A 26790-nucleotide genomic window follows, 5' to 3' on the forward strand; every position below is an offset into this window, starting at 1 on the left:
TGATACATTTATATACGCTTACGGTAAAAAACAGGGATTTGAGAGGATAAACAGATGAACGATATGACACAAGACAGCCTGCATATATTTACACAGCCCACAGCCTCCTGGTTCAGACAGGCCTTCGGACAGCCCACAAAAGTGCAGCAGGAAGCCTGGCCTGCCATACAGAGCGGAGGCCCTGTTCTGATCAGCGCACCCACCGGTACCGGCAAGACACTGTCGGCTTTTCTGGTATTTATCGACCGTCTGCAGGATCTGGCAGGAAAAGGGGAATTGAAAGAGGAGCTGTACCTGATCTATGTCTCACCGCTTAAATCTCTCGCCGGTGATATCCGGGAGAATTTAAACAGACCCTTGGACGGCATCAGCGCTTTTACGGGCGGCGAGGGCGCCGGCAGGATCAACGTGGGCATCCGGACCGGGGACACACCCCAGAAGGAACGGCAGCGCATGGTAAAACACCCGCCCCATATCCTCATCATCACACCGGAATCCCTGTATCTGATGCTGACCAGCCGGACCGGGCGGACGGTTCTTAAGACAGCCAGGGCACTGGTCATCGACGAACTCCATGCTCTCATTGACACAAAACGGGGCGCCCACCTGATGCTGTCTGCCGCCAGACTGGACCGTCTCTGTAAAGCGCCTCTGCAGAGGATTGGCTTGTCCGCCACCATAGAACCGCTGCAGACGGCAGCCGATTATCTGTCTCCCGAACCGGCACATATGGTTGCGCCCCATATGCCGAAAGCGGTACAGATCGAGGTGATCGGCATTACCCAGGCCCCGGGAAGAAGAAAAGACCCCGTTTGGGAAGAACTGGCGGAGAAGGTATACAGCCGCTGTATGCAGTGCCGCAGTGTCATTGCCTTCTCCGAAGGGCGCAGATACGCAGAAAAGCTGGCCTACTATGTAAATCAGCTTGGGGGTGAAGATTTTGCCCGTGTACACCACGGCAGTCTGTCAAAAGAGCAGCGGGCAGAATCGGAAGATGCCCTGCGCAGGGGAAATCTGCGCCTGCTCTGCGCTACCTCCTCCATGGAGCTGGGCATTGACGTGGGTGACATTGACCAGGTACTGCAGATTGGCTGTCCCCGCACCATATCCAGTACCATGCAGCGCCTTGGCCGCGCCGGGCACAATCCGGGGCGGGTCAGTGTCATGTATATGTACCCCCGTACTGCCTCTGAAACCCTGTACTGCGGCATGACTGCCCAGGCTGCCAGACAGGGAGGCATCGAGCAGGCCAGCCCTCCCTGCATGTGCCTGGATGTACTGGCACAGCATCTGGTCTCCATGGCGGCCACAGCGAAAGATCAGGAGCCAGGCAAGGGCTCCGGCGGGATTCCCTGTACGGCGTATACCATTGATGAAGTGATGGAGATCCTTGCCCGCACTTATACCTTCCGCTCTGTCACCAGGGAGGACGTAAAAGCCGTTCTGGCCATGCTGGCAGGTGATTATGAACACAGAAGAGAGATCCCCGTGCGTCCCAGGATTCTGTACGACAGGCTGCATGAGCAGGTATTTGCTGATACCTACAGCAGAATGCTGGCCGTGGCAGCAGGAGGCACCATACCGGACAAGGGCATGTACACAGCCCGGACGGAGGACGGTGTTAAAGTAGGCGAGCTGGATGAGGAGTTTGTCTACGAATCACAGCTTGGCGACCGGTTCCTGCTGGGCTCCTTTGCCTGGAAGATCGTAAGCCAGGATAAAGATACCGTGGTGGTGACCCAGTCAGGTACGGAGGGTGCAAGGCTTCCCTTCTGGAAGGGAGAGATCAGGGGACGCAGCCTTGGGACCAGCCTGGCATTCGGAAGGATCATGAGAACATTGGCAGAGGCGGAGCGCAGGGGAACACTGACGGAAGAACTGGAACATCTGGGACTTGACCGGGCTGCCTGTGAAAATACTTCCGGTTTTTTACAGCGTCAGCTTGAAGCCACCGGAATCCTGCCCGACGATAAGACTATCGTAGTGGAACATTTCAGGGATTCCACAGGAAGCTGTCAGATCATGCTGCACGCGCTCTTTGGAAAAAGGATCAACACCCCCCTTTCTCTTCTTCTGCAGGATACCGCACAGAAATTAACGGGAAATCCTGTGGGAAGTGTGGAGGAGGAAGACGGCATCCTTCTGTATCCCTATGGGGAAAATGTACTGCCGGAGGGACTCCTTTTTTCCGTAGACGTGGATAAGGTGCGGGAGATCCTGGAGGCGATGCTTCCGGCAACCCCTGTCTTTAACATGACATTCCGTTATAATGCGGCCAGGGCCCTGATGATGGGGATGAGACGAAACGGAAGGCAGCCGCTCTGGATGCAGCGCCTCCGCAGTACGGAAATGCTGGAATCTCTCATACAGGAAAAAGACCATCCCCTGATCCGTGAAACCCGGAGGGAATGCCTGGAGGATCAGTGGGATATACAAGGCATGCTTGACATCCTCCATGCTGTGCAGAGCGGGCAGATTGCTGTAAGAGAGGTATATCTGGACAGTCCTTCCCCCATGTCTCTGCCCATGCAGTGGCGCGTGGAGGCTGAGGAGATGTACGAATATTCCCCAACCACACCGGGCATCCGGCAGGCTGTGTACGATGAACTGCGCTATATTGAAAAATTGAAGCCCTCGGCAGAAGCACTCAAAAAAGTACAGGAGCGCAGAAAACTGCCCGGGGACGCCGCAGAGCTGCATACCTTTCTGATGATGGAAGGTGATATAACAGCCCCTGAGCTGCATGATCTGTACACAGGGACACCTGAATCCGGCAGCATATCAGTCTGGCTGGAGGAGCTGGCAGCCCGGGGACTGGCGGAATATCTGGAACCGGGACTGTGGATCGCGGCAGAACAGCTTGAGGAATATAAACGTACACTCCTTGAACTGGACGAAGAGGAGGGGATGCATATCATCCGGCGAATGCTGTACTACCGGGGACCCCAGACCGCTGCACAGGTTCAGGAGCGCTATCTGCCGGATCAGGACTTTATTCTGAAGTGGCTGGAAACACTGTGCACCCAGAAGGAGCTGACAGAGGACAAAGGCCTGTATTACCACGCCAAACTCTATGACCGGGCCAGAAATGCCACGATCCGCAGTTTACGCACAGAGGCGGTCACACAGCCGCCGGAACATTACGCGGCACTGGCGGCAGGCAGAATCCTCATAAATGCCTCACCGGAAGAGCAGCTGAAGCAGACCATAGAACTTTTCTGCGGTCAGGGATTCCCGGTCACCTTCTGGGAGAGCATTATCTTAGCCGGTAGAGTCCGCAGATACAGCGAAGGGCTTCTAGACCGGATCTTGACAGAAGGGGACTACTTCTGGAAGATGCTGCCTCAGGGCATGCTCTGTTTCCTCAAATATGATGAGATTGACTGGGACACCCCGCCTGCTGAAGAGATTTCTACCGAAGACCAGGAGGAACAAACCCTTTACCGGGAACTGCGCCGCCGCGGTGCCAGCTTTTTAAAAGCACTGACCAATATCCCTGTATCCAAAGATGTGCGCAGTCTGATCATGGAGCTGGCCCAAAAGGGACTGGTGTGCGCGGACAGCTTTATCCCGGTAAGACAGTGGCTGAACAGGGATAAGATCCAAAAGGCAGCGGCAAGACAGCGTGTCAATGCCAGGATCACCGCTCTGTCCGCAGGACGTTGGGATATCATTCACCCTCTGAAGACCCCGTCCACGGAAGAACTTCTGGAAACCTTTTTCCGTGAAAATATCATTCTGTGCAGGGAAACCTTCCGGCGTTCCCTCTCTCTTCACGCAGACCTTTGCCGGGAATCCGCGCCTGACTGGAAACAGGCGCTGGAGGTGCTCCGTATCTGGGAGTTCACGGGCCAGGTGAGAAGAGGGTATTTTGTGCGGGGACTCTCCGGTGCCCAGTTTATACGAAAACAGGATTATAAGGGAATCGTAAAGGCTCTGGCACATCCGGAAGAGCAGATCATCTGGCTGAACGCATCAGACCCCGCACAGCTCTGGGGAAAGGTACTGGAGCATCCGGAGGGCCGTTCTTTTCTCAATGTCCCCGGCACTGCCGTGGCACTTCGCGGCGGAATTCCCGTCATGGTGCTGGAACGGCAGGGAAAAATCCTGCGGATACTGGAGCATGCGGATATAGCTGCTGTACTGAAAGAATTTGTCCGCGCGTTCAGGGAAAAGGCCGTCTTTCCGGAAAAGAAAAGGCTTCTCATAAAAGAATACCCGGCATATGCAGGTGACGCTTTAAAAGATGCAGGCTTTAGCCGGGAAATGATGGACTATGTCTTATACCGATAAGGGATATTCCTGACCTCTTAGAACCATTATCCTGCCGGCAGATTCAGCAAATAAAGTCGAGGCATTTTTTTATGAAAATGTTACACTTGACAAAGCAAATGGATCAAACGAAAAACGAGGAGGTCACAGGAATGGAGATACAAAAAAAGATAGAAGGTCACCTAAACACACTCTGCAGAGAAATCGGCGCAAGACCAACAGGCTCAAAGGCCAATCAGAAGGCAGCCGCATATGCCGGCAGAGTATTCGCTGACGCCGGCCTTAACGTTACAAAACAGGAATTTGACTGTATGGACTGGACAGAAAACGGCAGTACGCTCACAGTTGACGGACAGGATATCCCCACAGCCCCGGCACCGTTTTCACTTCCCTGCAGCGTGCAGGGAGAACTTCTCTGCATTCGCTCCCTGGAGGAGCTTCGCAACGCACCTGCTGCCGGGAAAATAGTGGTACTGTGCGGTGAGCTGGCAGCAGAGCCGCTGATGCCGAAAAGCTTTGTGTTCTGGAATCCCGACGAGCACAGAGAAACTATCTCCCTGCTGGAAAGGGGCGGAGCAAAGGCTGTGCTGACCTTAAGCCTTTCCCCAGAACAATTCGTTCCGGTTATTGAGGACGGAGACTTTCAGGTTCCATGTGCCGTGATCCTTCCGAAACACCTTCCGCTGCTTAAAAGCGGTCTTTCTGTATCGCTGACTCTGAACACAAAAAGACACTCCGCAAAGGCCGCCAATATCCTTGCCGTCTACGGAAGCGGCAGACAAAAGGTCTGTGTCTCAGCACATATTGATACCAGGCCGGGAACCCCGGGTGCCCTGGACAACGCATCCGGAGTGGCTGTGCTTCTTGCACTGGCAGAGCATCTTTCAGGGCAGGAGCTGCCATACCGCATTGAATTTGTACTCTTTAACGGTGAAGACTATTATTCCACCCCCGGAGAAATGATGTATCTTTCCTCTTACCTTTCTTCTCCAAAGGAATATATCTGCGCGTTCAATCTGGACGGCGTGGGCGCGAAAGGGCAGAGCACTGCATACTCGTTTTATGAGTGTCCCCAAAATCTGATGAGCTGTATTTCCGGCTGCGCGGCAGACCTTGATGGATTTGAACAGATCGAGCCATGGCCTCAGGGAGACCACACCCTGTTTTCTTTTTCCGGTGTTCCCGCAGTCTCTGTTACCTCCGGCAACATATTCGGACTGGCAGAGCGCATTCTTCACACGGAACACGATACGCCGGACTTGATTGATACCAATAAACTGGAGGCTCTTGTAAATTTTCTCCACACCCTGCTTTGCGGCGGCAGTATCGAACAGATACTATAACACCTCCCGGTGCCTATCCCACTTTAAAGTGCATACTTTGCAAAATCCTTTCACTGCCTTATGATAAACATATAAGAAGCGGCCGCTTCAAACAAAGGACAGGAACAATCCGGCAAATACAACATTTCAGAGAGGATGGAACAAAATGAAAAGAGTAGTGGAATTTTTACAGGCAAACCCGGTACAGTATCTGGCAACTGTCGGCAGAGACGGCAAGGCAAAATGCCGCCCCTTCATGTTCTGCTTTGAGAAAAAGGGAAAACTCTGGTTCTGCACCAACACTACAAAAGAAGTGTACAAAGATATGCAGGCGAACCCTGAGATAGAGGTTACTGTCTCCGACGCGTCATACACCTGGCTCCGCCTGCACGGCAAAGCAGTCTTTGAGGACAATATGAAAGTAAAAGAGGCCTGCATGGCCAATCCCATTGTAAAAGGCCAGTACAATACTGCGGACAATCCGATCTTCGTGGTATTCTATCTGGAAGAACCCCATGGCGTGATCGCGGACTTCTCCGGCAATCCGCCTTATGAATTCTGAAAATTTCTTTGACAGGACTCCGCTTTTGCCTTAACAGAGATCAAAAAAGATTCGGATAAAACGGCTCTTTTTTGGTCTCTGAAAAACGCAGTTACCTAATCCAGACGATTCTTATAATTTGTCCCCCAGGTCACCATGGAATCCAGAATCGGTTTCAGACTGTATCCTGTTTCCGTGAGGGTATATTCCACTTTGGGCGGAACTTCCGGGTACACCTTCCTGGTGAGAAGCCCGTCCGCCTCCATATTGCGCAGATGGCTGGTCAGCACTTTCTGGGTGATACCGGAAACCGAACGCATCAGTTCACTAAATCTTTTTGTTCCTGTCAGCAGATCCCGGATAATGAGCACCTTCCATTTATCCCCAATAAGCTGCAGCGTCATTTCCACCGGACAGTCCGGTATTTTCTTTTCCTGATTCATGGAAACATCTCCTTGGTATGTAAAAGTATGTACAGACATTAATCAATATTTATTTTCATTATATACTGCCCTCGGGAAAATGCAAGAAGGCACCGGGAAGTATTCTAGTATCAAAAAGATACCAGCCGCAATTGACGGTACCCGCTCCAAAGAGTTATACTGTTACTGGACAGTACCGCTCTTTTTTTGCTGTCAAAACGAAGAACCTCTGATTATTTTCTTGATAAAGAAATGGTCACATGTTAAAATAATCTGGAACACACATGAGCATAGTGGACCGCATTCTGCAGAAACCACAGACTGCTCAATACTAATATAATAACTGTTGTGATAGGCAGTCAGCCGGAGAGGTAAGAGGAACGATGGAATGAGATCCAAAAAAAATATACTGGTAGTAGAAGATAATGCTATCAATCGAATGATGTTATGTGAAATTCTGACTCCTGAATATACGGTCCTGGAAGCAGAGAACGGACAAGAGGCGCTTTTGGTTCTGCAGGAATGCAAAGAGGAGATTTCCCTGATTCTGCTGGATATCATTATGCCTGTCATGGATGGGCATACCTTCCTTTCCATTATAGAAAAAAATCCCTCCTACGCGTCCATCCCCGTGATCGTGGCAACACAGAGTGACAGCGAGACAGATGAGATTGCGGCCCTCTCCAGCGGTGCAACGGAGTTTGTGACAAAGCCCTATAATCCCCAGGCGATCCTGCGCCGGGTCGCAAGCATCATCCGTCTGCGGGAGACTGCCGCTATCATCAATCAGTTTCAGTTCGACAGGCTTACCGGTCTCTACAGCAAAGAATTCTTCTATCAGCGGGTCAGGGAAACCCTGGAACAGACCCCTGACCAGGAGTACGATATCGTATGCTCCGATATTGAGAATTTCAAACTGGTCAATGACATATTCGGAACACCTGCCGGGGACAGACTGCTGTGCAGCGTGGCTGATATGTACACAGGACTGGTGGGAGAGGAAGGAATCTGCGGCCGTCTCCACGCGGACCAGTTTGCCTGTCTGATGAAACACCGGGAGGATTACCGGGATGAATTTTTCATACAGGCAGGCGCACAGATCAGTAAAACCGGCAGTATGCGCAGCATTGTGATGAAATGGGGTATCTATGCGGTTGAAGACCGCTTACTGCCGGTGGAACAGATGTGCGACCGCGCCCTTCTGGCTGCACGGAAAATCAAAGGACAATACGGAAAGTATTATTCCAAATATGACGATGACCTGCGCAACCAAATGCTCCACGAACAGGCTATCACGGATGTTATGGAAAACGCGCTGGCAGAGGAGCAGTTTATTGTCTATCTGCAGCCGAAATACAGCATCAGCACAGAGCGGCTGGCCGGCGCGGAGGCTCTCGTGCGTTGGGAACATCCCAAATGGGGCTTTCAGTCCCCGGCGGCATTTATTCCGCTCTTTGAACGGAACGGCTTTATCACCAACCTTGACCAGTATGTCTGGGAAAAGACCTGTGCCATCTTACAGAAATGGGACAGCATAGGTTATCCGCCCATTCCTGTCTCAGTCAATGTATCCAGGGCAGATATCTATCAGGTGGATCTGGCTGATGTCCTCCTGAAGATGGTCAGCAGATACGGTCTTGCGCCTTCACGCCTTCATCTGGAGATCACAGAGAGTGCCTATACGGAGGATCCTGACCAGATCATCTCCACAGTCCGCCATCTGCGTGAACTGGGATTCATTATCGAGATGGATGACTTCGGAAGCGGCTACTCCTCCCTGAACATGCTGAACCAGCTCCCGCTTGATATCCTGAAGCTGGATATGAAATTTATCCAAAGTGAGACAGCAAAGCCCATGGATTAGGGCATTCTCGGTTTTATCATGGGGCTTGCACGCTGGATGGATCTGCGGGTGGTGGCAGAGGGCGTGGAGACCAGGGAACAACTGGAGCGTCTGAAGGAGATCGGATGCGACTATGTACAGGGCTACTATTTTGCCCGGCCCATGCCCAGTGAAGAATTTGAATCCCTCTTAAAGAGACAGGACAGCACGAAGGAAGAAACAGAGGCGGAAGCGTCTTCCCTCGGCAGCACATCCCTGTCCGGATATATTCTCGTGGCAGAGGAGGATGATGCGTACCGAAACCAGATCTGCAGTCTGCTGAGAAACAGATTTAAGATCATAGAAGCGGTTACCGGAAAGGAAGCTCTGGGATTTATCGTCCGCTATGAGCGTGAGCTTTCCGGTGTCGTTCTAAGCCTCACCTTACCGGAACTCAGCGGTTTTTCCGTATTGGAAATTCTGCAGAGGGAAAAGGCGGTCTGGAATATCCCTGTGGTCGCCACAGCCCCGCCTGATCCACGGACAGAAGATCAGGCAGTTGAGATGGGTGCCGATGACTTCGCATATAAACCCTGTTCCGCAAAAATAATAGAAAGACGGCTCATAAACGCCATGGAGCGCTCTCTGTCTTACGAGAGCAGGCAGACCTTACATGAGGATGCCTGCCGGGATTATCTGACAGGACTGCTAAACCGCCGCGGTCTCAATGCCGCGGTAAGGATCATGAAAAAAGAAGATGCCCCCATGGCAGTCTTTTTATTCGATATTGATAATTTAAAACAGGTAAATGAAACGCTTGGACACAGCCTCGGTGACCGTCTTTTGAAAAAATTCGGAGACCTTCTCCACGCCCGGACAAGAAGCAATGACATTCTGGCCCGGTTCGGCGGCGATGAATTTCTTGTCATCATGAGACAGATGGGCTCTGAAGAGACAGCGCTGAAAAAAGGTGAGGAAATCTGCGGCGGATTCCAGAACGCGGCGCTTACAGACCAGTTACCCATAAGCTGTACCTGCGGAGCAGTCATCTGGAACAATGATGTCCCCCTTGACAATATCATATCACAGGCCGATAAAGCCTTATACCAGGCTAAACTAAACGGTAAAGGCGGCTGCAGCGTCAGACACCAGTCGGGCCTGCCGGATTCATCGAACGACAGGCAAAACGGTTCGCGGGATTAACCCTGCGGACCGTTTCCTTTTTTTCTTCAAAAAACATCTTGTGAACAAACCAGGATTGTGATATGAATATATAGAAAATATATTCTTCACAAGGAGACCGAAATGATAAACAGAGAGGATATGCTGGAACTGACCAGACGTATGACACCAGCCAGAACGTCCATGACAAGAGCTGCCGGCAGCTATATGGATGCGGACGGTGATATAGACGGCACTTTTAATACAAATTTTCTGAAGCTTTCCCCATCCGATAAAGGGAAAAACCTGGCAATCGCAAAGGCCATTCCCTTTTCCGCCACCAATAAAAATCTAAAGCGATACCGATTTCCGGAGGATTCCATGAAAGCGGGCAGTATGCGCCAGCTCCTCATGGGAATGAAATCCTGCGGTCTGAAAAACGATGTGCTGATGGAGACATTCTACGACCTGATCGCGGAATCCTATGAATCAAACGACGGCTACGCGGTCCTTGTCTACCACGACCGTTATGATGTACCTGTAAAAGCTGCGGATCATGAGAGGGTAGGGGAGTCAGAAGAAGTGTTTGAATACATCATCTGCGCCATCTGCCCATTAGAGGGCGACTATGAACCGGCTAAACCGGAGTGTGGGTTTCTTTTCCCTGCCTTTGCAGACAGAAGCGCAGATGTGGACCACATTGACGTATTTCAGTCAGATACCGGACATCCCCATTTAGAATTGTTGAAAATATTAGGTCTGTGATTTTTGCCGCTACAGAATTCCGGCCTTCTTTAGAGAACGCGGCGGGTATTCTTCTTACAGGACCTGAATGGCTTTTGAAAAGCATTCTATATTCTCAGAAGAAATCTTCAGGGTTTCCCCGCGTCTCTTCATGGCCGCTTTCATGATCAGCTTGTCAAAAGCCTTCATTTTCTCTGTTCTGGCCTCACCGCCAAAACACTTTATTACCGCGTTCTTTCTGAGAGAAAGCGGAAAATTTGAAGACAGGTATTCCTCAAACTGTTCCTGGAATCCGCAGCAGAGGAAAATTCCTATTTTTTTACTGCTCAGCAATGATTCGTTTGCCTTACAAAATGCTTTCATTTTCTTTGATACCGCGCCGATATAAATGGAACTTCCCAAAATGATGGTGTCAAAATCTTTAAGGTCAGCAGGGCTCTTGGAAACCCGGTCGATATCTGTAAGAGATACAGAACCGGATAATCTGGATTTCAATTGCTGCGCACAGTCCGCGGTACACCCATATCTGCTTGCGTAAATAATCATTGTATTCATTTCTTATTCTCCTTTTTTCAAAGCATTTTCTACAGCTTTTCGTATAGTATCACTGCTGTATGTGGCAGAACTGACCGCATCTACCTCCAGTGACTGCTGTTCGACAATGTCGTCGATGATTTTTTCGCCCGGTCGGCCCAACAATGTATCATGTTCCAGTATGGTGATGCTCTTTAGTTTCCCATCACTGACTTCAACAGAAACAGCGGCCTTAACGAATCCATTGTCAGCGCGTCCAACATAGGTACCGTCACTGACAGATGAGATATCCATGTTTGATATTTCCATTTTCTCAGGCTTTTGTGTCAGCATTACAATAAAAATTATGCCCAGAAGTACAGCGAACACAATACCTGCCCCTGCAAGCAGCTTTGGTAAAATGCCCCTGCGGGCTTTGGAAGATGCTTTCACAGTTTTATACCTCCTAATAAAATTCCCACAAAATCCTCTGTAAGCTGTTCAAAACCAGCAAGCAGATATGTCTGATTTTCAATGGCGCTCATGACAAATCCCAGCATTGCACTGACGATCATCCAAGAATGTCCGGCGGTCACAGGTCTGAAGACTGCCTGTTTGATTCCGTCTGCAAGGAGTTCGTCGAACATGGCGATTCCGGAGTTGGTGGGCTTTCCATCTGTACTGTCATTTGCAAATATAACATTCACTCCGCTGAACATGACAGCTTTTACCATTTCCGGTTCCTCACAGAGCGTTTGGATAAAGATCCGCATCATCTTATGTACCTTCTGGTCTGCAGACACCACAGTATCCTGTTGGGAGAGATTATCCATTACCTTGCCGTAGAGCTTTTGGGCCATATCTTTGATGATCTCCGCCTTATCCTTATAATAGAGATAAATCGTAGTGGGAGAGTATTCAATTCTGGAAGCTATTTTTCTGATGGACAGCTTCTCATATCCCTCCTGCTCAATGATCTCTATGGCCGCAGTCATGATTTTCTGCTTCATCTCCGCTTTTTCCACGTCACGCCGTTCTTTAATTCCCATATACGCCTCCGATTAACAGTGTTAATTATATTTACAGCGTAATTATATGATAAGTTTGGGAATCTGTCAATGGAATTATGGTTTACAATTACAGTTTTCTGACCGGTTTATTGATGTATCCCTTCCAATATCAACCGTACACATCTGTCTATTCCCAACAGAGAACTATTTAGTACCATATGATAGTTGGACGGATTTCCCCAGACCTGGCCTGTGTAACGTTTGTGGTGAAAAGCTCTTTGCCCATCTTTTATTTTCATTGTTATGTCTGTTTTTTCAGGAGCAATTCCATATTCACTTTGTATACGCTGCCTTTTCTGATTTAAATCTGAGCAGATGAAGATACGGAGGCAGCCGGGATAATCTTTTAAGATATAGTCTGCGCACCGACCAATGATAACACAGGAACCTTCCTGGCTAATCCGCTGGATAACTCTTTTCTGAGCTTGATAGAGGAGGTCTACTTCGCTTAAATTTCCGGTATTAAAAAGATGGGTCTCGAAAGTACCATAGCTTTGAGCAGCCCAGTCCCACGCAGTATTTCTGAAAGAGACACCTTCTTCAAAGGATTCTACATAATTATCAGACAACCCGCATTCTCTTGCCTCCATGGCAATCAGTTCCCTGTCGTAAAAGGGTATGCCGAGAGCCTGGGCAGTTTTCAGCCCGATTTCCCTGCCTCCGCTTCCATATTCCCTTGCGATGGTAATGATCGTATGTTCGGGTGGATTTTTTGGTGCATAGGAAACTTTTTCTTTGTTTTCGGTTTCTTTCCCTGCTGTTCTTTTCGGGTGCATTAAAAAAGCACAGACAGCAAAAGAAATAAACACAATAATGGAAGTTACAAGAAAAGAGGTCTTAATTCCAGCTATATCTCCATGACTTTTTGCAGAGGAAGACATAACAGTTACCAGAAGGGCACTGATGATCGAGCCGCCTACCTGGCGTACTGTATTCATAAGCGCTGTTCCGTGGGCAACGTATTTAGACTGTACAGAATTTACAGCCCAGGTCTGCAGGGGCTGCAGAAGAGCTACAACACCGAGCATGCGGAAGGCATAGATAATTATGATCGTTATAAGCGGTGTTTCTGCTCCGATAGAAGAAAGCCCCAATGTTGCACCCCCTAAAAGGGCAAGACCTGCAAGAGAAAGAATATAAGGGCCTTTCTTATCCAGTATTCTGCCGCAGAGAGGATTTAAGAAAGCTAAGAAAAGAGCACCCGGAAGCAGAACCAAACCGGATATGGTGGCAGAGTAATGCCTTAAATTCTGAATATAAATAGGAATCAGTGTGGAGACTGAAAGCATGGAACCATAGGCAAAGATCAAAAGAATTGTGCCCAGAGTGAAATTGTGACTTTTGAATATCCTTAACTCAAGAAGGGGGGAGGAGAGTTTTAACTGCCGGACAGCAAAGAGTGCAACACATATAATTCCCACTAACAGCGGACCGATGGTTAAAGGAGAAGAAAAACCATAATTCCCCTGGTTGGATACACCTGTAAGAAGGCCGCAGAATCCAATCGTAGATAAAATAACGGAAATAATATCAAGTTTCCCTTCGGCATGCATTTTTTCACCTGGAAGTTTGACAATGGCCAAAATAATTCCGAAAGCAGCCAGAGCGCACATAATATAAAAAATTGTCCGCCATCCGAAGAGATCTGCGATCCATCCGGCAAAGGTAGGACCGAAAGCCGGTGCAAATCCCGTGGTAAGTCCTACAATTCCCATAATTGTCCCACGTTCTTCCGGTTTATACAGCCGAAATGCTACCACCTGTGGAAGAGGAAGAAGAATCCCCGCTCCCAGAGCCTGTATAATACGGGAGAGAAGGAGTAGATAGACATTGGGAGAAAAGGCGGCCGCCGCACACCCGATAAAAAATAAAGAAACAGATACCAAATATAGTTTTTTAGAAGAAAAATGTTCCATAAGAAATCCGGTACAAGGTATCATGACGCCCATAAACAGCAGATAGCCTGTTGTAAGCCATTGCCCAACGCCTGCAGTTATATTGAATTCCGTCATAATTTTAGGCAGTGATGCGGTCATGACTGTCTGGTTTAGGGAACTGATGAAAGCTCCAATAATGATAATTCCAATAATCAGTTTCCTGTTTTTATAATTCTTTTCCATTAAAAATATCCCCTTTCAAAAGTCGGCAGGCAATTTGTACAATCATTTCGGTATCTTCATTCCAGTCGTTTTGCTGCCAGGTACGGAGCATATGAAAGGTAAGTCCGGCCAGATAATTTTCCAAATAGGGCAGTTCTTCCTGTGAGTTTGATACGTTCTTTGCATAGAAGGAAAACTCATTTTTGAAAAGATACATATTATTGGCTGCAAAAATGTAAGAGAGCTGATTGTCAAATAGTACTGACAGAAATTTTTTGTGTCCGCTCCAGAATTCAAAATAGACTGCCAGCATTTTATTTATTGTTTCCGGCAGGCTTTGGAGACTTCCGGTAAACATTAAAAAAAGCTCATTTAAGGCATGCTCCAGGATATCTTCTTTCTGGCTGAAATTCGTGTAAAAAGTCTGCCGGGATAACCCGGCGGTTCTGGTAATATCTTCAATTTTGATATCCTTTAACGGATGATTCAGAAGGAGACTTACCAAAGCTGTAGCCAGAGCCTTTCGGGAACGGAGTGCTGCTGGGTTTGTTGCGTTTTTATTGATCATTGTTTTTCACCTCATAAATGATTATAGCACGACTGCAAAAGTTTTACAAATGTAAAAGTTTTTTCCTTATATGCTTTGCATTCTTATTAAAAAATGTCAGAAACGTCAAAAAAAGTATTGACCTAAAGTTAGGTTTAAGGTTTATAGTCATTATAGAACCGATTCTAAAACAGGAGGAAAAAAGAATGGACTTTTTGGAAGTATTAAAAAACCGTTATGCATGCAAGAAATTTGATGGGCGCCAGGTGGCAGCAGAACATCTGGACGTGATTCTTGAAGCGGGAAGGCTGGCACCTACGGCAAAGAACCTGCAGGAACAGCGTATCTATGTTGTCCAATCTGAGGAAGGACTTGCTAAAATTGATAAGGTGACACCCTGCCGATACGGAGCCCCCACTGCCATAGTCGTGGCATTTGATAAAAACAACGTGTTTGTATACCCGGGAGAACAGCGTGATTCCGGAATCGAGGACGCTTCCATTGTTGCCACCCATATGATGCTTGCCGCAAAAGCCGTGGGCGTTGACAGCTGCTGGATCAACTTCTTTGACCCCGAAGCTGCGGCAAAAGAACTGGGACTGCCTGATAACGAGGAAGTGCTCATGATCCTGGATATCGGCTATGCAGCAGAGGATACAAAACCGCTTGCCACCCATACACAGCGCAGGGAGCTTTCAGAGACCGTTACATATATGTAAAAAGGGGAGGAATAGAACTATGAGTGAAATATTAGTAGCATATTTTTCAGCAACAGGAATAACAGAGAAACTGGCAAAGAAGATTGCGAACGTAGTAGATGGGGATTTACATGAAATTCATCCGGAGATACCATATTCCGCTGCAGATCTTGACTGGATGAATAAAAATAGCCGGAGCAGTGTAGAGATGAATGATAAGTCATTCCGACCGGCCATAGCGAATAAACTGGAGAGTACAGAAAATATCAAAATTCTGATTCTCGCTTTTCCTATCTGGTGGTACATAGCCCCGACAATCATCAATACATTTTTGGAACAATATGATTGGAATGACAAGATTATTATTCCGGTGGCAACATCCGGAAGCAGTGGTATGGGTAATACCAACGCTGAATTGGAGTCCTCCTGTCCGGGTGCGATACTAAAGGATGGTAAGAGATTTGATGTAAATGTGAGTGAAAAAGAAATAAAAGCATGGTTTGAAAGTCTGAGAGTTTAGAGCCTGTTTGAAAAACCAGCAGCTCTTTATCGTGATAAACAGACTTTAAATGTGGAATAGACTTATTTGTATAAAAGCAAGTAAGTCTTTTTTGTGTCAGCTCTGCCATAAGCAGTATTCTTTTACGCACGCTTTGGGCTGTAGGCCAAGTCCTTTTAAGTATATATGCATTGCTATACTTCTGAACTGAAATACTGTATAATAAGACAAACTTGAATTGACCGAGGTGAAAGCAGGGAATGATTGCTGAATGAAACCGGGAGACAAATTAGTAACTGTAACAGAGATTATTTATATAATATTTCATAAAAAAGGAACTGCTGAATACAATGAAAAATCAATTAGATTTAATTGCAAAATCTTACGACAGAAGTATACGTGAACATGGGAAACACGATTTCCCCAATTATGACAACTTGCCGGATTACATTACAAATAACCCTGATTATCCCAAATACATAGCAGCAGTAGAAAGTGGTAAAGGAGGCAGTGAATACATTGAAATCAAAGAATATCTAAAGCCTGACGCGGATAAAAAATTTATTGACCTTGGTTGCGCTCTGAACCTTATGTTCAAGGGATATGATACATGGCCCTCGCTGTACCATGGAGTTGATATTAGTCCGGAAACCATTCAATTATTATATAAATATGTGGAAAATAAAAAGCTGCCTATTGGAGAGTTGTTTTGCGGTAGCATACATGAAACCCTTTTTGAAGATAGCAGTTTTGATATAGGAGCATGTATCGGGGTTCTTGAATATTTTGAAAAGGAGTTTGTTCAAAAGGCAATCGTTGAAGCACACCGGATAATAAAACCATCTGGAAAGTTTGTTTTAGATATTCCGAATATAAATAGTTCTGTCGGTCGTATTATGATGCAAATCGAAGAATATATAGGCAGACCCGATATGTTTAACATATTGCCTTATGAATTTGAAAATATATTACAACAATATTTTGAAATAGAGAAAAAAGATGGAATCTATGATGATGTAGGTATGATTCATTATTTTTTAAGATGCAAAAAATGATGTTATCCCCATTCCAGAAATCATTCCCCAATCCTCCGCCATAGACTTTTGCAAGATAACAGACATACAGTCATGCTATCCAAACGGTGCACCAAAAGAGAGGAATTCCTCCGGCAAATGAGATATAATCAATAAAGGACGAAACCGTCTTATAGGAAAAAGCAGGAGGAGAAACAAATGGAACCTTTTCGTATAGAAAACAAGGACAGCTTTCGCGTTGTCGGTTATTTGATCAAGACAACGAACCAGAAGGGGGAGGGCAGAAAAGTGATTCCTCTGCACTGGTCAAAGATCCGGGAAAATCATCTGGAATCATCCCTGTTAAAATTGGCAGACCGGGAAACAGACGGGTTATTCGGCATAAATATTTATAATACAGACCCGGGAGATACCAGAATATTTGAATATATCATAGCTGTCTCAAGTGACCACGCTGCACCGGATGAACTTGCCGAATACACGGTTCCGGCCATGACCTGGGCAGTCTTTCCATGCACAAGGGAAACCATAGGGAGAACAGAGGCCCAGGCGATCACAAAATGGCTGCCAAAATCAAAATACAGGCCGTTAAATAAAGGGTATATCACAGGCAAAATGAAATCCGGAGCACCGGATATTGAATATTACGGAAAAGACGGCCGGGTTGAAGTCTGGATTGCTGTAAGAGAAAAATAAAGAGAACACGAAGAAAAGAGCGGAGGATAGGATAACAATGGATAAGAAAATAGAATTTCAGGATTTTATTGTTTCTGTACCGATTGAGAATCAGGATTTTGTGAAGGAATTGCATAACAAATTAATGGAGCTTGGCTGTAAAATAGAAATTAAAACAGCCAAAAGCGGCTACATGGTGTCTTACCTTTATCATAAAAAAACTGTCGCAAATTATGTATTTCGGAAAAAAGGCATGCTTGTCCGTATCTATGGGGTCCACGTAAACGAGTATGAAAAATTCCTGGAAACACTGCCCGGCGAAATGATCAGTGCAATACAGAAAGCCCCCATCTGTAAACGTCTGGCTGACCCAACTGCCTGCAATCCCAGATGTTCTAAGGGATATGATTTTTGGTTAAAGGGCGAACACTACCAAAAATGCCGTAACAGTGCATTTATGTTCTTGGTCTGCCCTCAAAACAATCCGTTCATACAGTCGTTCTTATTAAGCGAAGTTAAAGCATGGAATAATTCCGACTGGGACTAACAGAAATAGAAAAGGGAACAGGAAGAAGATAAGGCCAGCTCCGTGGACGGCTGTTTCCATGACCGCCCCCGGAGCAAATCTTCAGAACGTCTCCTTTAACTTTTCCAAAAGTTTTTCAGCAGGTTTTGAAAATACCTGATATTTTTTCCATATGATACTCATTTCCACTTCCAGCCTGGGAGACAGGGGACGAAAACAGAGATTACCGTTATCTGCCGGATTGATGATCTTATCAAAGCAGACAGCATAGCCCAATCCCTCGTCAACCATAAGTGAGGCATTAAAAAGCAGATTATAGGTGGCTGCGATATTTAGTTCCGACATTTCTTTTTTCATCCATGTGTTCAGCTCTCCGCCCTGGTTTTTCTGATGGGAAATGATCAGGGGTTTATCCCACAAATCTTCCGGTGAAACAGAGTCCTGTTCCGCCATCGGTGAATCACGTCTCATCAGTACACCCCATATATCTTTTGACGGCATCTTCAGAGCATTGTATTTTGCGGTGTCCACGGATCCGAACACAATGCCGAAGTCGATCAGCCCCTTATCCAGACGTTCCAATACAAATTCCGCATTGCCGCTGGAGATATGATAGCAGATATCCGGGTATGTCTGCTGCAGACTCCGGGCTGCTTTTGCAATCAGCCGGACCGCGTCCGTCTCCCCTGTTCCGATATAGACATCCCCCATTACAACACTGTCGGACAAGGTAACTTCTTTTTCCGCCTTTTTCACCAGATCGAGAATTTCTTCTGCACGTTTCCGCAGGATCATGCCTTCCTCTGTAAGGGTTACTTTCCTGGAACCTTTTGTCCCGCGGATCAAAAGCTGTTTGCCCAGTTCCTGCTCCATATTTTTGATTTGGGTGGAGAGGGTGGGCTGTGAGAGATGAAGCGATTCTGCAGCACGCACAATGCTCTGCTCTCTGGCTATGGCGAGAAAATATTGCAGTACGCGTAATTCCATTTTATATTCCTCCTTGAACGCCGCCGTCGGCGGCTGTTGGTCTAAATGTATCATATAGCTCCGCTTCTGTTTACTTCGGAGAAAACTGAACATCCCTGAGGATGATTTTTCGCAGTGACTTTCTCTGGAATTCATTATATTTCTTTTCAAGGAAACATGCAAGTTCACGCTGTTCCTGACACCATAGTACACTATGTATACTTGTATATTTAGAGCCAAAATACGGAAACAGCACATTGACAAGACACGTTACTCATGATATGATTCTAGCGTAGGATTTTAAGGGAATGAGGTTCTCCCGTGGAAATATTCCAAAAGCGCATGTTTGCTGATGACTTCTGTTTCAAACAGGGGTATCAGCTTTTTTTATGCGAAAATATGAAAAAGTACGAATGAGAATGCAGGATGCGAAAAAGGAAGGAGTAAGAGATATGTACGGAAGAGTGAAGAGAACATTTCAAACGTATAAGGAACTGTTGCTATTAGGACTGCTGGGAATTCCCATTGGCCTGGTTGTCGGAGGGATTGATGCTGTATTCGGAAGGGTACTGCTGGCGATCACGGATTTCAGAAACGGGCATCCCATGCAGCTCATTCCGTTTCTGGCTTTGGCAGGTGCGCTTATTGCTTTTTGTTACCTGAAATTCGGAGGGAAGAGCAGTAAAGGCATGAATTTGATCTTTGAAGCAGGGCATGGGGAAGAGGAAGTGATTCCGTTAAAACTGATTCCATTTATTATAACCGGAACGTGGATCACACATTTATTCGGGGGAAGTGCCGGCAGAGAAGGCGTGGCTGTGCAGATCGGCGCTACCTTTTCCCACTGGGTCGGAAGAAAAATACCGCTGAAAAACAGTTCCCATATTTTTCTCGTAACAGGTATGGCGGCAGGATTTGCAGGGCTTTTTGAAACACCCATTGCCGCTGTTTTCTTTGCAATGGAAGTTCTGGTCGCAGGAGCCCTGGAATACCAGGCTCTGCTTCCCGCAATCACAGCCGCCTTTACCGCCAGCGCCACATCACAGTTCTTAGGACTGGAGAAATTTTCCTTTGCGCTTACAGGAAAAATAGATATGAATTTTCCTAATATGGGAAAAATGATCCTGCTGGGCATACTGTTCGGCGTTGTGGGCGGCGCATTTGCATGGACTCTGAAATGTATGAAAAAGAAATTTGCCCAGACATGGAAGCAGCCGGTAATTCGTATTTTTATCATAGGGCTTATTTTAAGCGTCCTCCTGCTCCTCCTATATCAAGGCAGATATGCAGGACTCGGTACCAATCTGATCCACGCCAGCTTTTACGGGGAAGATATTCTCAGCTATGACTGGATCTTGAAATTCCTGCTTACCATAGTAACACTGGCAGCGGGATTTCAGGGCGGGGAGGTTACACCCCTGTTCTCTATCGGAGCAAGTCTTGGAGCTGTAATTGCCCCTGTCCTCGGTGTTCCTGTAGAAATTGCCGCGGCACTGGGCTATGCAGGCGTATTCGGAAGCGCGACGAATACCTTTCTGGCTCCGGTATTGATCGGCACGGAGGTGTTTGGCTTTTCCTACCTTCCGCATTTCTTTGTGGTCTGCGCATTTGCCTACTTATTTAATCTGAACAAATCTATCTATTCGTTACAGAAGATCATGGATGGGCATAACGGATATCAGAAGCCTTAAACGAAATGCATTTTTTCAGGCCCGTAATGCCTTAGAATATCCAAAATATCTGTACGATACACGTTCTCACCAAGCGCATCTCCGTTTGGTGAGATTGTGATTGTACGGATATCTTCCGGGTCTTCCTTGTAAGGGTTCTCCGGCTGTTGGCCTGTATCAAAATATTACTTATATGACAGAAGAAGAGGAGAGAAGCACTGTTTTGGCTGCTGTATTCCTGTCCTGCCTAGTCACTTTCTTTTTCTCTGAGGCGGACAGCACTGGCGGCTGCACGCCTCCTGGAATCCTTTAATTTCGCATAATGCTTTTGCGTGGTAGAGACACTTTTATGGCCCAGAACATCTGCCACAAGATAAATATCACCTGTTTCCTCGTAAAGAGCCGTGCCATATGTAGAACGCAGCTTATGGGGAGTGATTTTCTTATTTGTAATGATTGGCTGTGTATATTTTTTTACCATTTTCTCTGTTGCCCGGACACTCAGGCGGGTTCCCTGGAGAGAGAGAAAGAGTGCGTTTTCATGGCCCGGCTTTGTCTCCATGTTTTCTCTTTCTTCCAGATAATTGAGCAGGGCAATTTCCACCTCCTCGCCAAAATAAACAATTTTCTCATTTCCACCTTTTCGTATCACGCGGAGACCACTGTTTTTAAAATTGACATCAGAAATATCCAGCCCCACACATTCAGACACACGCAGCCCGGTTCCGAGAAAAAGTGTTATAATAGCAATATCACGTGTTTTTGTTTTCAGATAGTAGCCCTTTTGGTGGGGTGTCAAATTATCGCTGAATTCCTCCATGGAATCCAAGATCATGGCAATTTCATCTGGATCAAGCTGAATAATGGCTTTTTCATGGACTTTCGGAACATCCACAATACGAGTAGGGTTATTTTTTACCATTTCATGCTTATACAGATAGTCAAAAAGGCTTCTGAGAGCGGAAATCTTTCTGGAAATGCCGATTTCGCCGTTTGTCATTGCCTCACCTGTATTTTGGCTTTCGTAAACTTTCAGATAATTCTGAAATTCTTCAATATCTGTGGGACGAAGATTTTCCATGACATCAAGGGAAATGTCACGGAGCGCCAAATTTTTCAAAGTGGGATTTGCGGTTGTAAGAAACTGAAAGAAAATCTTTAAATCATAACAATAAGCAATCTGGGTCTGCATGCTCAAAGTTGTCTGGCGGCCCCTGCAGAAATCCTGTACATACGGAGGAAGCTCCGCCAGAATATTTCTGAGCCGGATATTGTTATCAATATATTTTTTCTCGTGATAGCTGATATTTTTTTTCTCCATGAATTTTGCACCTCAATAGGATTGTTATAAAACGTTGCATTTAGCTTAATTATAGCCTATCCGGAGGAAAAAGTCCACAACTATTCGTAAAATGGACATTTCGCGAATAGTTGTGGACTCTTCAATGACTCCTTCGATTTTAAATAATTTTACATTAATGGTAACGCATAAACAAACCACTTCTCATTTATTCCAGATTTGGATTTGCTAAATGTAGATTTTAAGTGATAATATATATATGCTGTCAAATGGTTAAAAATCAACATTTGTGATTTGTGGAAAGTTAAGAATAACTTGAGTGTGGTATACATACAACATCATTACACCTAAGAGAAGGCGACTCTCACAACAAAGAAAATTTATATAAGGAGATACCATGATATTAATCATAGAAGACAATCCAAATATCCGTCAGGAACTATCTGTTTACCTTCAGGCAAACGGCTATCCATGCATCTGCCCGGAATGCCGCTGCTGTACCCAGGAGAAACTAACGGCGGATGTAAAGAACCTGCTGCTCTCATCTCCCATTGAGCTTATTCTTCTGGATATCAATCTGGACGCCTGTGACGGCCTGGAGCTATGCCGCGATATTCGAGAGCAGACAAATGTACCTGTCATCTTTGTTACCGGGCGCACCCACGATGAAGATGAACTGGCCGGAATTCTCATGGGAGGTGATGACTTTATACGCAAACCCTACCACCTGCCCATACTTCTGGCCCGCATAGGCAGAATCATGGCCCGCCGGAATACTGCCCTTTCTGAATCCATCTGCGCGTCCGGCGCCGCACTCAATGTTCTGATGGGACAGATCACATACCAGGGACAGACCTTGGACCTTTCCAAAAATGAGGTCAAGATTCTCTACTATCTCTTTTTAAATAAAGGGCACATTGTGACAAAAGACGCATTGATCGAATATCTGTGGGAAAATAAATTTTATGTGGATGAGAATATTTTAAATGTGAATCTTTCCAGGCTGCGCCGCCGTCTGAAAGAGCTGAACCTGGGCGATTTAATTGTGACAATCCCCAAAAAAGGACTGATGGTCAACATCTGAGAAAGGAAACTGCTATGACGCCTGCAAACTATCTATATGAAAAACTGATGCTGCTTTTTCTGAATCTGTTTTGTGCGATCGCTATGACGATCTATTTAGCTTTACTCGGAAACAGCTTCTCTTCTGTCCTGCCCATACTTATAATCTGGGCAGTTATCCTTTTCATTGTCTGGGGAAACGGATTTTATAAACAGAAGAAAAAAGCAGAACAGATCACCAGACAGTTAGACCTGCTGGACCAGAAATATCTTATCTGCGAGATGCTGGATAAACCGAAGACCTGTTCCGAACAGCTTTTTCAGCAAACGCTTCGCACAGCCTGCAAATCCATGCTGGAGAAGATAAACCACCTGAAAAAATCCCAGTACCAGTACAAAGAATACATTGAGGAATGGATTCACGAAATCAAGACCCCCATCACTGCCATTGACCTGATCTGCAAAAACCATCCGGAAACGGAAAATAAACGCATCGGAAAAGAACTGTCCCGAATCAACTATCTGGTGGAGCAGGCCCTGTATTATGCCCGCAGTGAGAACGTGGAAAAAGATTACTTTGTCAAAGAATTTCAACTATTTGACGCTATCCGTCCTGCCCTTCTGGAAAACAGGTCCCTGCTTCTGGAAGAAAAAATCGCGCTGCAAATTGAAGAGACCGATGACATTGTCTATACAGATGAAAAATGGCTCACTTACATTATCAGTCAGATTCTCTCCAATTCCATAAAATACCACAGGACAAAGGATGCCTGCATTAAAATCTCCGCCGCCCATACAGGATCCAGTGTCTCACTGATCCTTGAGGACAACGGCCGGGGCATTCCTGCCGCGGACCTGCCCCGTGTCTTTGAAAAGGGATTCACCGGCACTGTCCGCACAAATCGGCAGTCCACAGGCATGGGATTGTATCTATGCCGTAAACTCTGCCTGAAACTGGGCCTTTCCATCCGGGCAGATTCTGTATGCGGGGAGGGAACTAAGATCACAATTGACTTTCCTACCGGAACTTACATACGTCCGGAATAAGGCATTACAATTTTGTAAGTACAAAAATACCCTGTCCCCTGCTATGATAACATCATAAAAACCAAATCAAACATCATCATAGAAGGAGTAAAATATGGAAACTCTGCTCAGAATCGAAGAACTGGAAAAATACTACGGAGCAAAGACACTCATCACAAAAGCTTTGGACAATATTAGCTTTTCGGTGGAAAAAGGAGAATTCCTGGGCATCATGGGAGCCTCGGGAAGCGGCAAGACTACTCTTCTCAACTGCATTTCCACTATAGATACTGCAACAGCAGGACACATTTACCTGCGGGATACAGATATCACCGGGCTAAAGGAAGATAAACTGGCAGAGTTCCGCCAAAAGAACCTGGGCTTTGTCTTTCAGGATTTTAATCTTTTAGATACCCTGACCATTGAAGAGAACATTGCCCTGGCACCTGTGATCCAGGGGACCTCCCCCAAAAAAATCGCCGGCGAGGTAAAAAATGTGGCCGCCCGTCTCGGCATACAGGATATCCTCGCCAAATTCCCTTATGAAGTATCCGGCGGGCAGCGTCAGCGGTGTGCCTGCGCCCGGGCTCTGATCGCCCACCCCAGCCTTATACTGGCTGATGAACCTACAGGTGCCCTGGATTCCAAATCCGCAGGTATGCTGTTGGAATGTTTCACCCAGATGAACCGGGAAATGCAGGCAACCATCTTAATGGTTACCCATGACATCTTTTCCGCCAGCTACTGCAGCCGAATCCTCTTTCTGCGGGACGGAAAAATTTTCAGCGAACTGTCACGGGGAAACAAAGCCAGACGTGCTTTTTTCACTGAGATCCTGGACATAGTAACTCTGCTGGGAGGTGATGTTTCCAATGCTCAGTAAACTGGCTCTGCGCAATGCCAAACGCTCCATGAAGGATTATGCCGTCTATCTCCTCACTGTGAGTATTTCCTTTTCCCTTATGTACGCTTTCAATATGGTCGTATTTTCTAAGGATATCAAAAGCCTTAACCAGATGATGGACAGTCTGCCAATCATGATCTCATTCATCTCTGTGATCGTGATCGCCGTGATCGAATGGCTGGTCCATTATATGAACTGCTTCATGCTGGAAAAGAGAAGCCGGGAGCTTGGCACTTATATGCTTCTGGGTATCAGCAGCCGTAAGATTTCCCGGATGATCATGTTGGAAAACAGCATAATGGGAACAGCCGCTTTTCTGGCCGGCCTGCTTGCAGGAACTTTTATCTATCAGATTCTTACCTTGATCATCATGAATCTCTTTGAAGTACGTTTTTCTGTCAAGGCTGATATTTCCTTTCCTGCTGTCCTGTTAACTTTACTCTATGTTATCCTGATCTATACTTTCTCCATGCTGCGGATGAGAAAGAAACTGAAAAAGACTAAAATATACGATCTCATGTACGCTGAGAAGCAAAATGAAGCCGCGATCATCTCCAACAAGAAAAGCCATTGGGTATTTTGTGCTGCCTCAGTGGGCCTGCTGGCAGCCGGATGTATTATTTTATACGTTATTTTCCATAATACCTCCAATTTTTCACCGTTCCTGCTCCTTGCCGGCTTTCTGCTGGTCATCATCGGACTCTATGGAGCTTATATTACACTGGCGGGTTTCCTGATCAAAATATTCCTTGGAAAAAATGAACGGAAATTTAAAAAGGATACTCTCTTTCTCTATCGGAATCTATCCGCCAAATTGAAAACCATGAGTTTTACCATGGGAACGCTGGCTATGCTTTTAACCCTCACCCTGGCCTGTATTCAAAGCGCTATGCTTTTCAACAAGTTTTTTGAACTTTCCGCCTTAAACCGCTGTACCTTCGATGCCCAGGTGTCGGCAGAGGACCCGGCTGTGCTCACAGAAGCCGCAGATTATTTCAAGAAGACACGCGGAATAAAATCCAGTCTGCAGGTTCCCATTTACCAATGCGGACAGATGGCGCTGTATGAAGCATTAGACCAGCAGTCCTATGCCGTTGACGATTACGCCATTTCCTACAGTGACTATGCCGGACTCCGCAAAATGCTTGGATATGAACCGGTAAACCTTACAGACGGCCATTACATCATCCACGCATATTCCAACATCAAAAAAATCGTGGATGCCAAAGACAGCCTGCCCTACACCATAAACGGCACTACCCTGGACCTTCAGGCCGTATATGATTCTCCACTTTCACAAAGCGGGAACATTGGTATCGGCTGTATTATTGTTCTTCCGGACCATCTTACCGACGGGCTTCCTACAGATCAAACCACTCTGGTGATTGAAACAGAACAAGAGACAACTGTGGAGGACTATGACTATCTGACCTCTCTGTATAGCAGTGACGAAGATTTTCAAAATCGGAGAGCTAACAACTGGAACACCAAGGGAAAAATCGTCTCTGACAGCCGTGCTTCTATTTTGATTTTTGGTTTCTGTCTGTATTATACTGGTCTGATCTTTATCTGCACCGCGGCAACCATACTGGCAGTCCAGCAGTTAAGCGAAGCATCCAAACATCGCTTCCTCTATAAGATTCTATCCAACTTAGGCGTATCCGACAGAAAGATCCATAAACTGATATTTCGTCAGCTTCTTCTTTATTTCGGAATTCCGCTGCTGCTGCCCATCCCGTTGTCCGTATTTATTGCTGCCTGTGTAAAGAATATCCTGTTGGAAATGATTACGACTGCCGTTTTCTGGACCTCCGTATCCATCGGGTTGGGACTGTTTCTGCTGATTTACCTTTTATATTTTACAGCTACTTATGTTGGCTGCCGGCAAAACACGTTCTAGCATGACAGGTGCACTTC

General features: G+C 46.4%; 22 protein-coding genes, 1 pseudogene and 1 riboswitch. Of the genes and pseudogenes, 15 read left to right on the forward strand and 8 right to left on the reverse strand.

Features of this window, described 5'->3' with window-relative positions; translation table 11 throughout:
* Positions 1-63: 63 nt before the first annotated feature.
* The 3 genes from WMO65_RS03445 (at position 64) to WMO65_RS03455 (ending at position 6156) form a co-directional block, all read left to right on the forward strand.
* On the forward strand, positions 64-4293 hold the full coding sequence (locus WMO65_RS03445; RefSeq protein WP_148391648.1) for a DEAD/DEAH box helicase: 4230 nt from the start codon (positions 64-66) through the stop codon (positions 4291-4293).
* 131 nt (positions 4294-4424) lie between these two features.
* A complete protein-coding gene (locus tag WMO65_RS03450) occupies positions 4425-5615 on the forward strand; it encodes a M28 family peptidase (RefSeq protein ID WP_148391377.1) in 1191 nt (396 codons plus the stop codon).
* Positions 5616-5760: 145 nt separating this feature from the next.
* On the forward strand, positions 5761-6156 hold the full coding sequence (locus WMO65_RS03455; RefSeq protein WP_033142276.1) for a pyridoxamine 5'-phosphate oxidase family protein: 396 nt from the start codon (positions 5761-5763) through the stop codon (positions 6154-6156).
* A gap of 95 nt (positions 6157-6251) precedes the next feature.
* Here the strand turns inward: WMO65_RS03455 and WMO65_RS03460 are convergent, their stop codons facing one another.
* Positions 6252-6578: a winged helix-turn-helix transcriptional regulator gene (locus tag WMO65_RS03460; protein ID WP_148391376.1), complete on the reverse strand. Its 327-nt coding sequence runs from the start codon at positions 6576-6578 to the stop codon at positions 6252-6254.
* A 367-nt stretch (positions 6579-6945) separates the two neighbouring features.
* Here WMO65_RS03460 and WMO65_RS03465 point away from each other — a divergent pair.
* Together WMO65_RS03465 and WMO65_RS03470 are read left to right on the forward strand one after the other, a co-directional pair.
* A pseudogene (locus WMO65_RS03465) lies at positions 6946-9582 on the forward strand (EAL domain-containing protein).
* 102 nt (positions 9583-9684) lie between these two features.
* The gene (locus WMO65_RS03470; protein ID WP_148391375.1) at positions 9685-10305 is read left to right on the forward strand and encodes a DUF4317 family protein; all 621 of its coding nucleotides are present in this window, start codon (positions 9685-9687) and stop codon (positions 10303-10305) included.
* 54 nt (positions 10306-10359) lie between these two features.
* Here WMO65_RS03470 and WMO65_RS03475 read toward each other — a convergent pair whose 3' ends face one another.
* From WMO65_RS03475 to WMO65_RS03495, 5 genes are all read right to left on the reverse strand, one after another.
* On the reverse strand, positions 10360-10839 hold the full coding sequence (locus WMO65_RS03475; RefSeq protein WP_148391374.1) for a flavodoxin domain-containing protein: 480 nt from the start codon (positions 10837-10839) through the stop codon (positions 10360-10362).
* Positions 10840-10842: 3 nt separating this feature from the next.
* Positions 10843-11250 carry an FMN-binding protein gene (locus WMO65_RS03480; protein WP_225305319.1) on the reverse strand — a complete coding sequence of 136 codons (408 nt, stop codon included), beginning with the start codon at positions 11248-11250 and terminating at the stop codon, positions 10843-10845.
* Positions 11247-11846 carry a TetR/AcrR family transcriptional regulator gene (locus WMO65_RS03485; RefSeq protein WP_033142272.1) on the reverse strand — a complete coding sequence of 200 codons (600 nt, stop codon included), beginning with the start codon at positions 11844-11846 and terminating at the stop codon, positions 11247-11249. Before WMO65_RS03485 ends, WMO65_RS03480 begins: the two co-directional genes overlap by 4 nt.
* 107 nt (positions 11847-11953) lie before the next feature.
* Positions 11954-13987 carry a DHA2 family efflux MFS transporter permease subunit gene (locus WMO65_RS03490; RefSeq protein WP_103731771.1) on the reverse strand — a complete coding sequence of 678 codons (2034 nt, stop codon included), beginning with the start codon at positions 13985-13987 and terminating at the stop codon, positions 11954-11956.
* On the reverse strand, positions 13971-14534 hold the full coding sequence (locus WMO65_RS03495) for a TetR/AcrR family transcriptional regulator (RefSeq protein ID WP_033142271.1): 564 nt from the start codon (positions 14532-14534) through the stop codon (positions 13971-13973). The genes WMO65_RS03490 and WMO65_RS03495 overlap by 17 nt, the downstream gene beginning before the upstream one ends.
* A gap of 185 nt (positions 14535-14719) precedes the next feature.
* Here WMO65_RS03495 and WMO65_RS03500 point away from each other — a divergent pair, with 185 nt between their 5' ends.
* The 5 genes from WMO65_RS03500 to WMO65_RS03520 all read left to right on the forward strand — a co-directional run bounded on the left by WMO65_RS03500 (position 14720) and on the right by WMO65_RS03520 (position 17966).
* Positions 14720-15232 (forward strand): nitroreductase family protein, encoded by a 513-nt coding sequence (locus tag WMO65_RS03500; RefSeq protein ID WP_148391373.1) that lies wholly within the window; start codon positions 14720-14722, stop codon positions 15230-15232.
* Between the two features lie 19 nt (positions 15233-15251).
* Complete coding sequence (locus WMO65_RS03505; RefSeq protein WP_118743696.1) at positions 15252-15731, forward strand: flavodoxin; 480 nt, start codon at positions 15252-15254, stop codon at positions 15729-15731.
* Positions 15732-16060: 329 nt separating this feature from the next.
* The gene (locus WMO65_RS03510; protein WP_349063652.1) at positions 16061-16765 is read left to right on the forward strand and encodes a class I SAM-dependent methyltransferase; all 705 of its coding nucleotides are present in this window, start codon (positions 16061-16063) and stop codon (positions 16763-16765) included.
* Positions 16766-16942: 177 nt separating this feature from the next.
* On the forward strand, positions 16943-17440 hold the full coding sequence (locus WMO65_RS03515) for a GyrI-like domain-containing protein (protein ID WP_033142267.1): 498 nt from the start codon (positions 16943-16945) through the stop codon (positions 17438-17440).
* A 37-nt stretch (positions 17441-17477) separates the two neighbouring features.
* Positions 17478-17966: a hypothetical protein gene (locus WMO65_RS03520; RefSeq protein ID WP_148391371.1), complete on the forward strand. Its 489-nt coding sequence runs from the start codon at positions 17478-17480 to the stop codon at positions 17964-17966.
* Between the two features lie 81 nt (positions 17967-18047).
* Here the strand turns inward: WMO65_RS03520 and WMO65_RS03525 are convergent, their stop codons facing one another.
* Positions 18048-18932: a LysR family transcriptional regulator gene (locus WMO65_RS03525; protein WP_148391370.1), complete on the reverse strand. Its 885-nt coding sequence runs from the start codon at positions 18930-18932 to the stop codon at positions 18048-18050.
* A 274-nt stretch (positions 18933-19206) separates the two neighbouring features.
* Positions 19207-19280: riboswitch (Fluoride riboswitch) on the forward strand.
* A gap of 83 nt (positions 19281-19363) precedes the next feature.
* Here WMO65_RS03525 and WMO65_RS03530 point away from each other — a divergent pair.
* On the forward strand, positions 19364-20602 hold the full coding sequence (locus WMO65_RS03530) for a chloride channel protein (RefSeq protein WP_148391369.1): 1239 nt from the start codon (positions 19364-19366) through the stop codon (positions 20600-20602).
* A gap of 226 nt (positions 20603-20828) precedes the next feature.
* Here WMO65_RS03530 and WMO65_RS03535 read toward each other — a convergent pair whose 3' ends face one another.
* The gene (locus WMO65_RS03535; RefSeq protein WP_148391368.1) at positions 20829-21902 is read right to left on the reverse strand and encodes a tyrosine-type recombinase/integrase; all 1074 of its coding nucleotides are present in this window, start codon (positions 21900-21902) and stop codon (positions 20829-20831) included.
* 376 nt (positions 21903-22278) lie between these two features.
* Here WMO65_RS03535 and WMO65_RS03540 point away from each other — a divergent pair, with 376 nt between their 5' ends.
* From WMO65_RS03540 to WMO65_RS03555, 4 genes are all read left to right on the forward strand, one after another.
* Positions 22279-22965 carry a response regulator transcription factor gene (locus tag WMO65_RS03540; RefSeq protein WP_103731370.1) on the forward strand — a complete coding sequence of 229 codons (687 nt, stop codon included), beginning with the start codon at positions 22279-22281 and terminating at the stop codon, positions 22963-22965.
* Between the two features lie 14 nt (positions 22966-22979).
* Entirely contained in the window at positions 22980-23990 is a 1011-nt protein-coding gene (locus WMO65_RS03545; protein ID WP_033142261.1) for a sensor histidine kinase, read from the forward strand.
* 94 nt (positions 23991-24084) lie between these two features.
* A complete protein-coding gene (locus WMO65_RS03550; protein ID WP_103731371.1) occupies positions 24085-24852 on the forward strand; it encodes an ABC transporter ATP-binding protein in 768 nt (255 codons plus the stop codon).
* Positions 24842-26773 carry an FtsX-like permease family protein gene (locus tag WMO65_RS03555; protein ID WP_187370504.1) on the forward strand — a complete coding sequence of 644 codons (1932 nt, stop codon included), beginning with the start codon at positions 24842-24844 and terminating at the stop codon, positions 26771-26773. The genes WMO65_RS03550 and WMO65_RS03555 overlap by 11 nt, the downstream gene beginning before the upstream one ends.
* Positions 26774-26790 lie beyond the last annotated feature (17 nt).

This window comes from Blautia caccae (genome assembly GCF_040095955.1).
Classification (GTDB): Bacteria; Bacillota; Clostridia; order Lachnospirales; family Lachnospiraceae; genus Blautia; species Blautia celeris.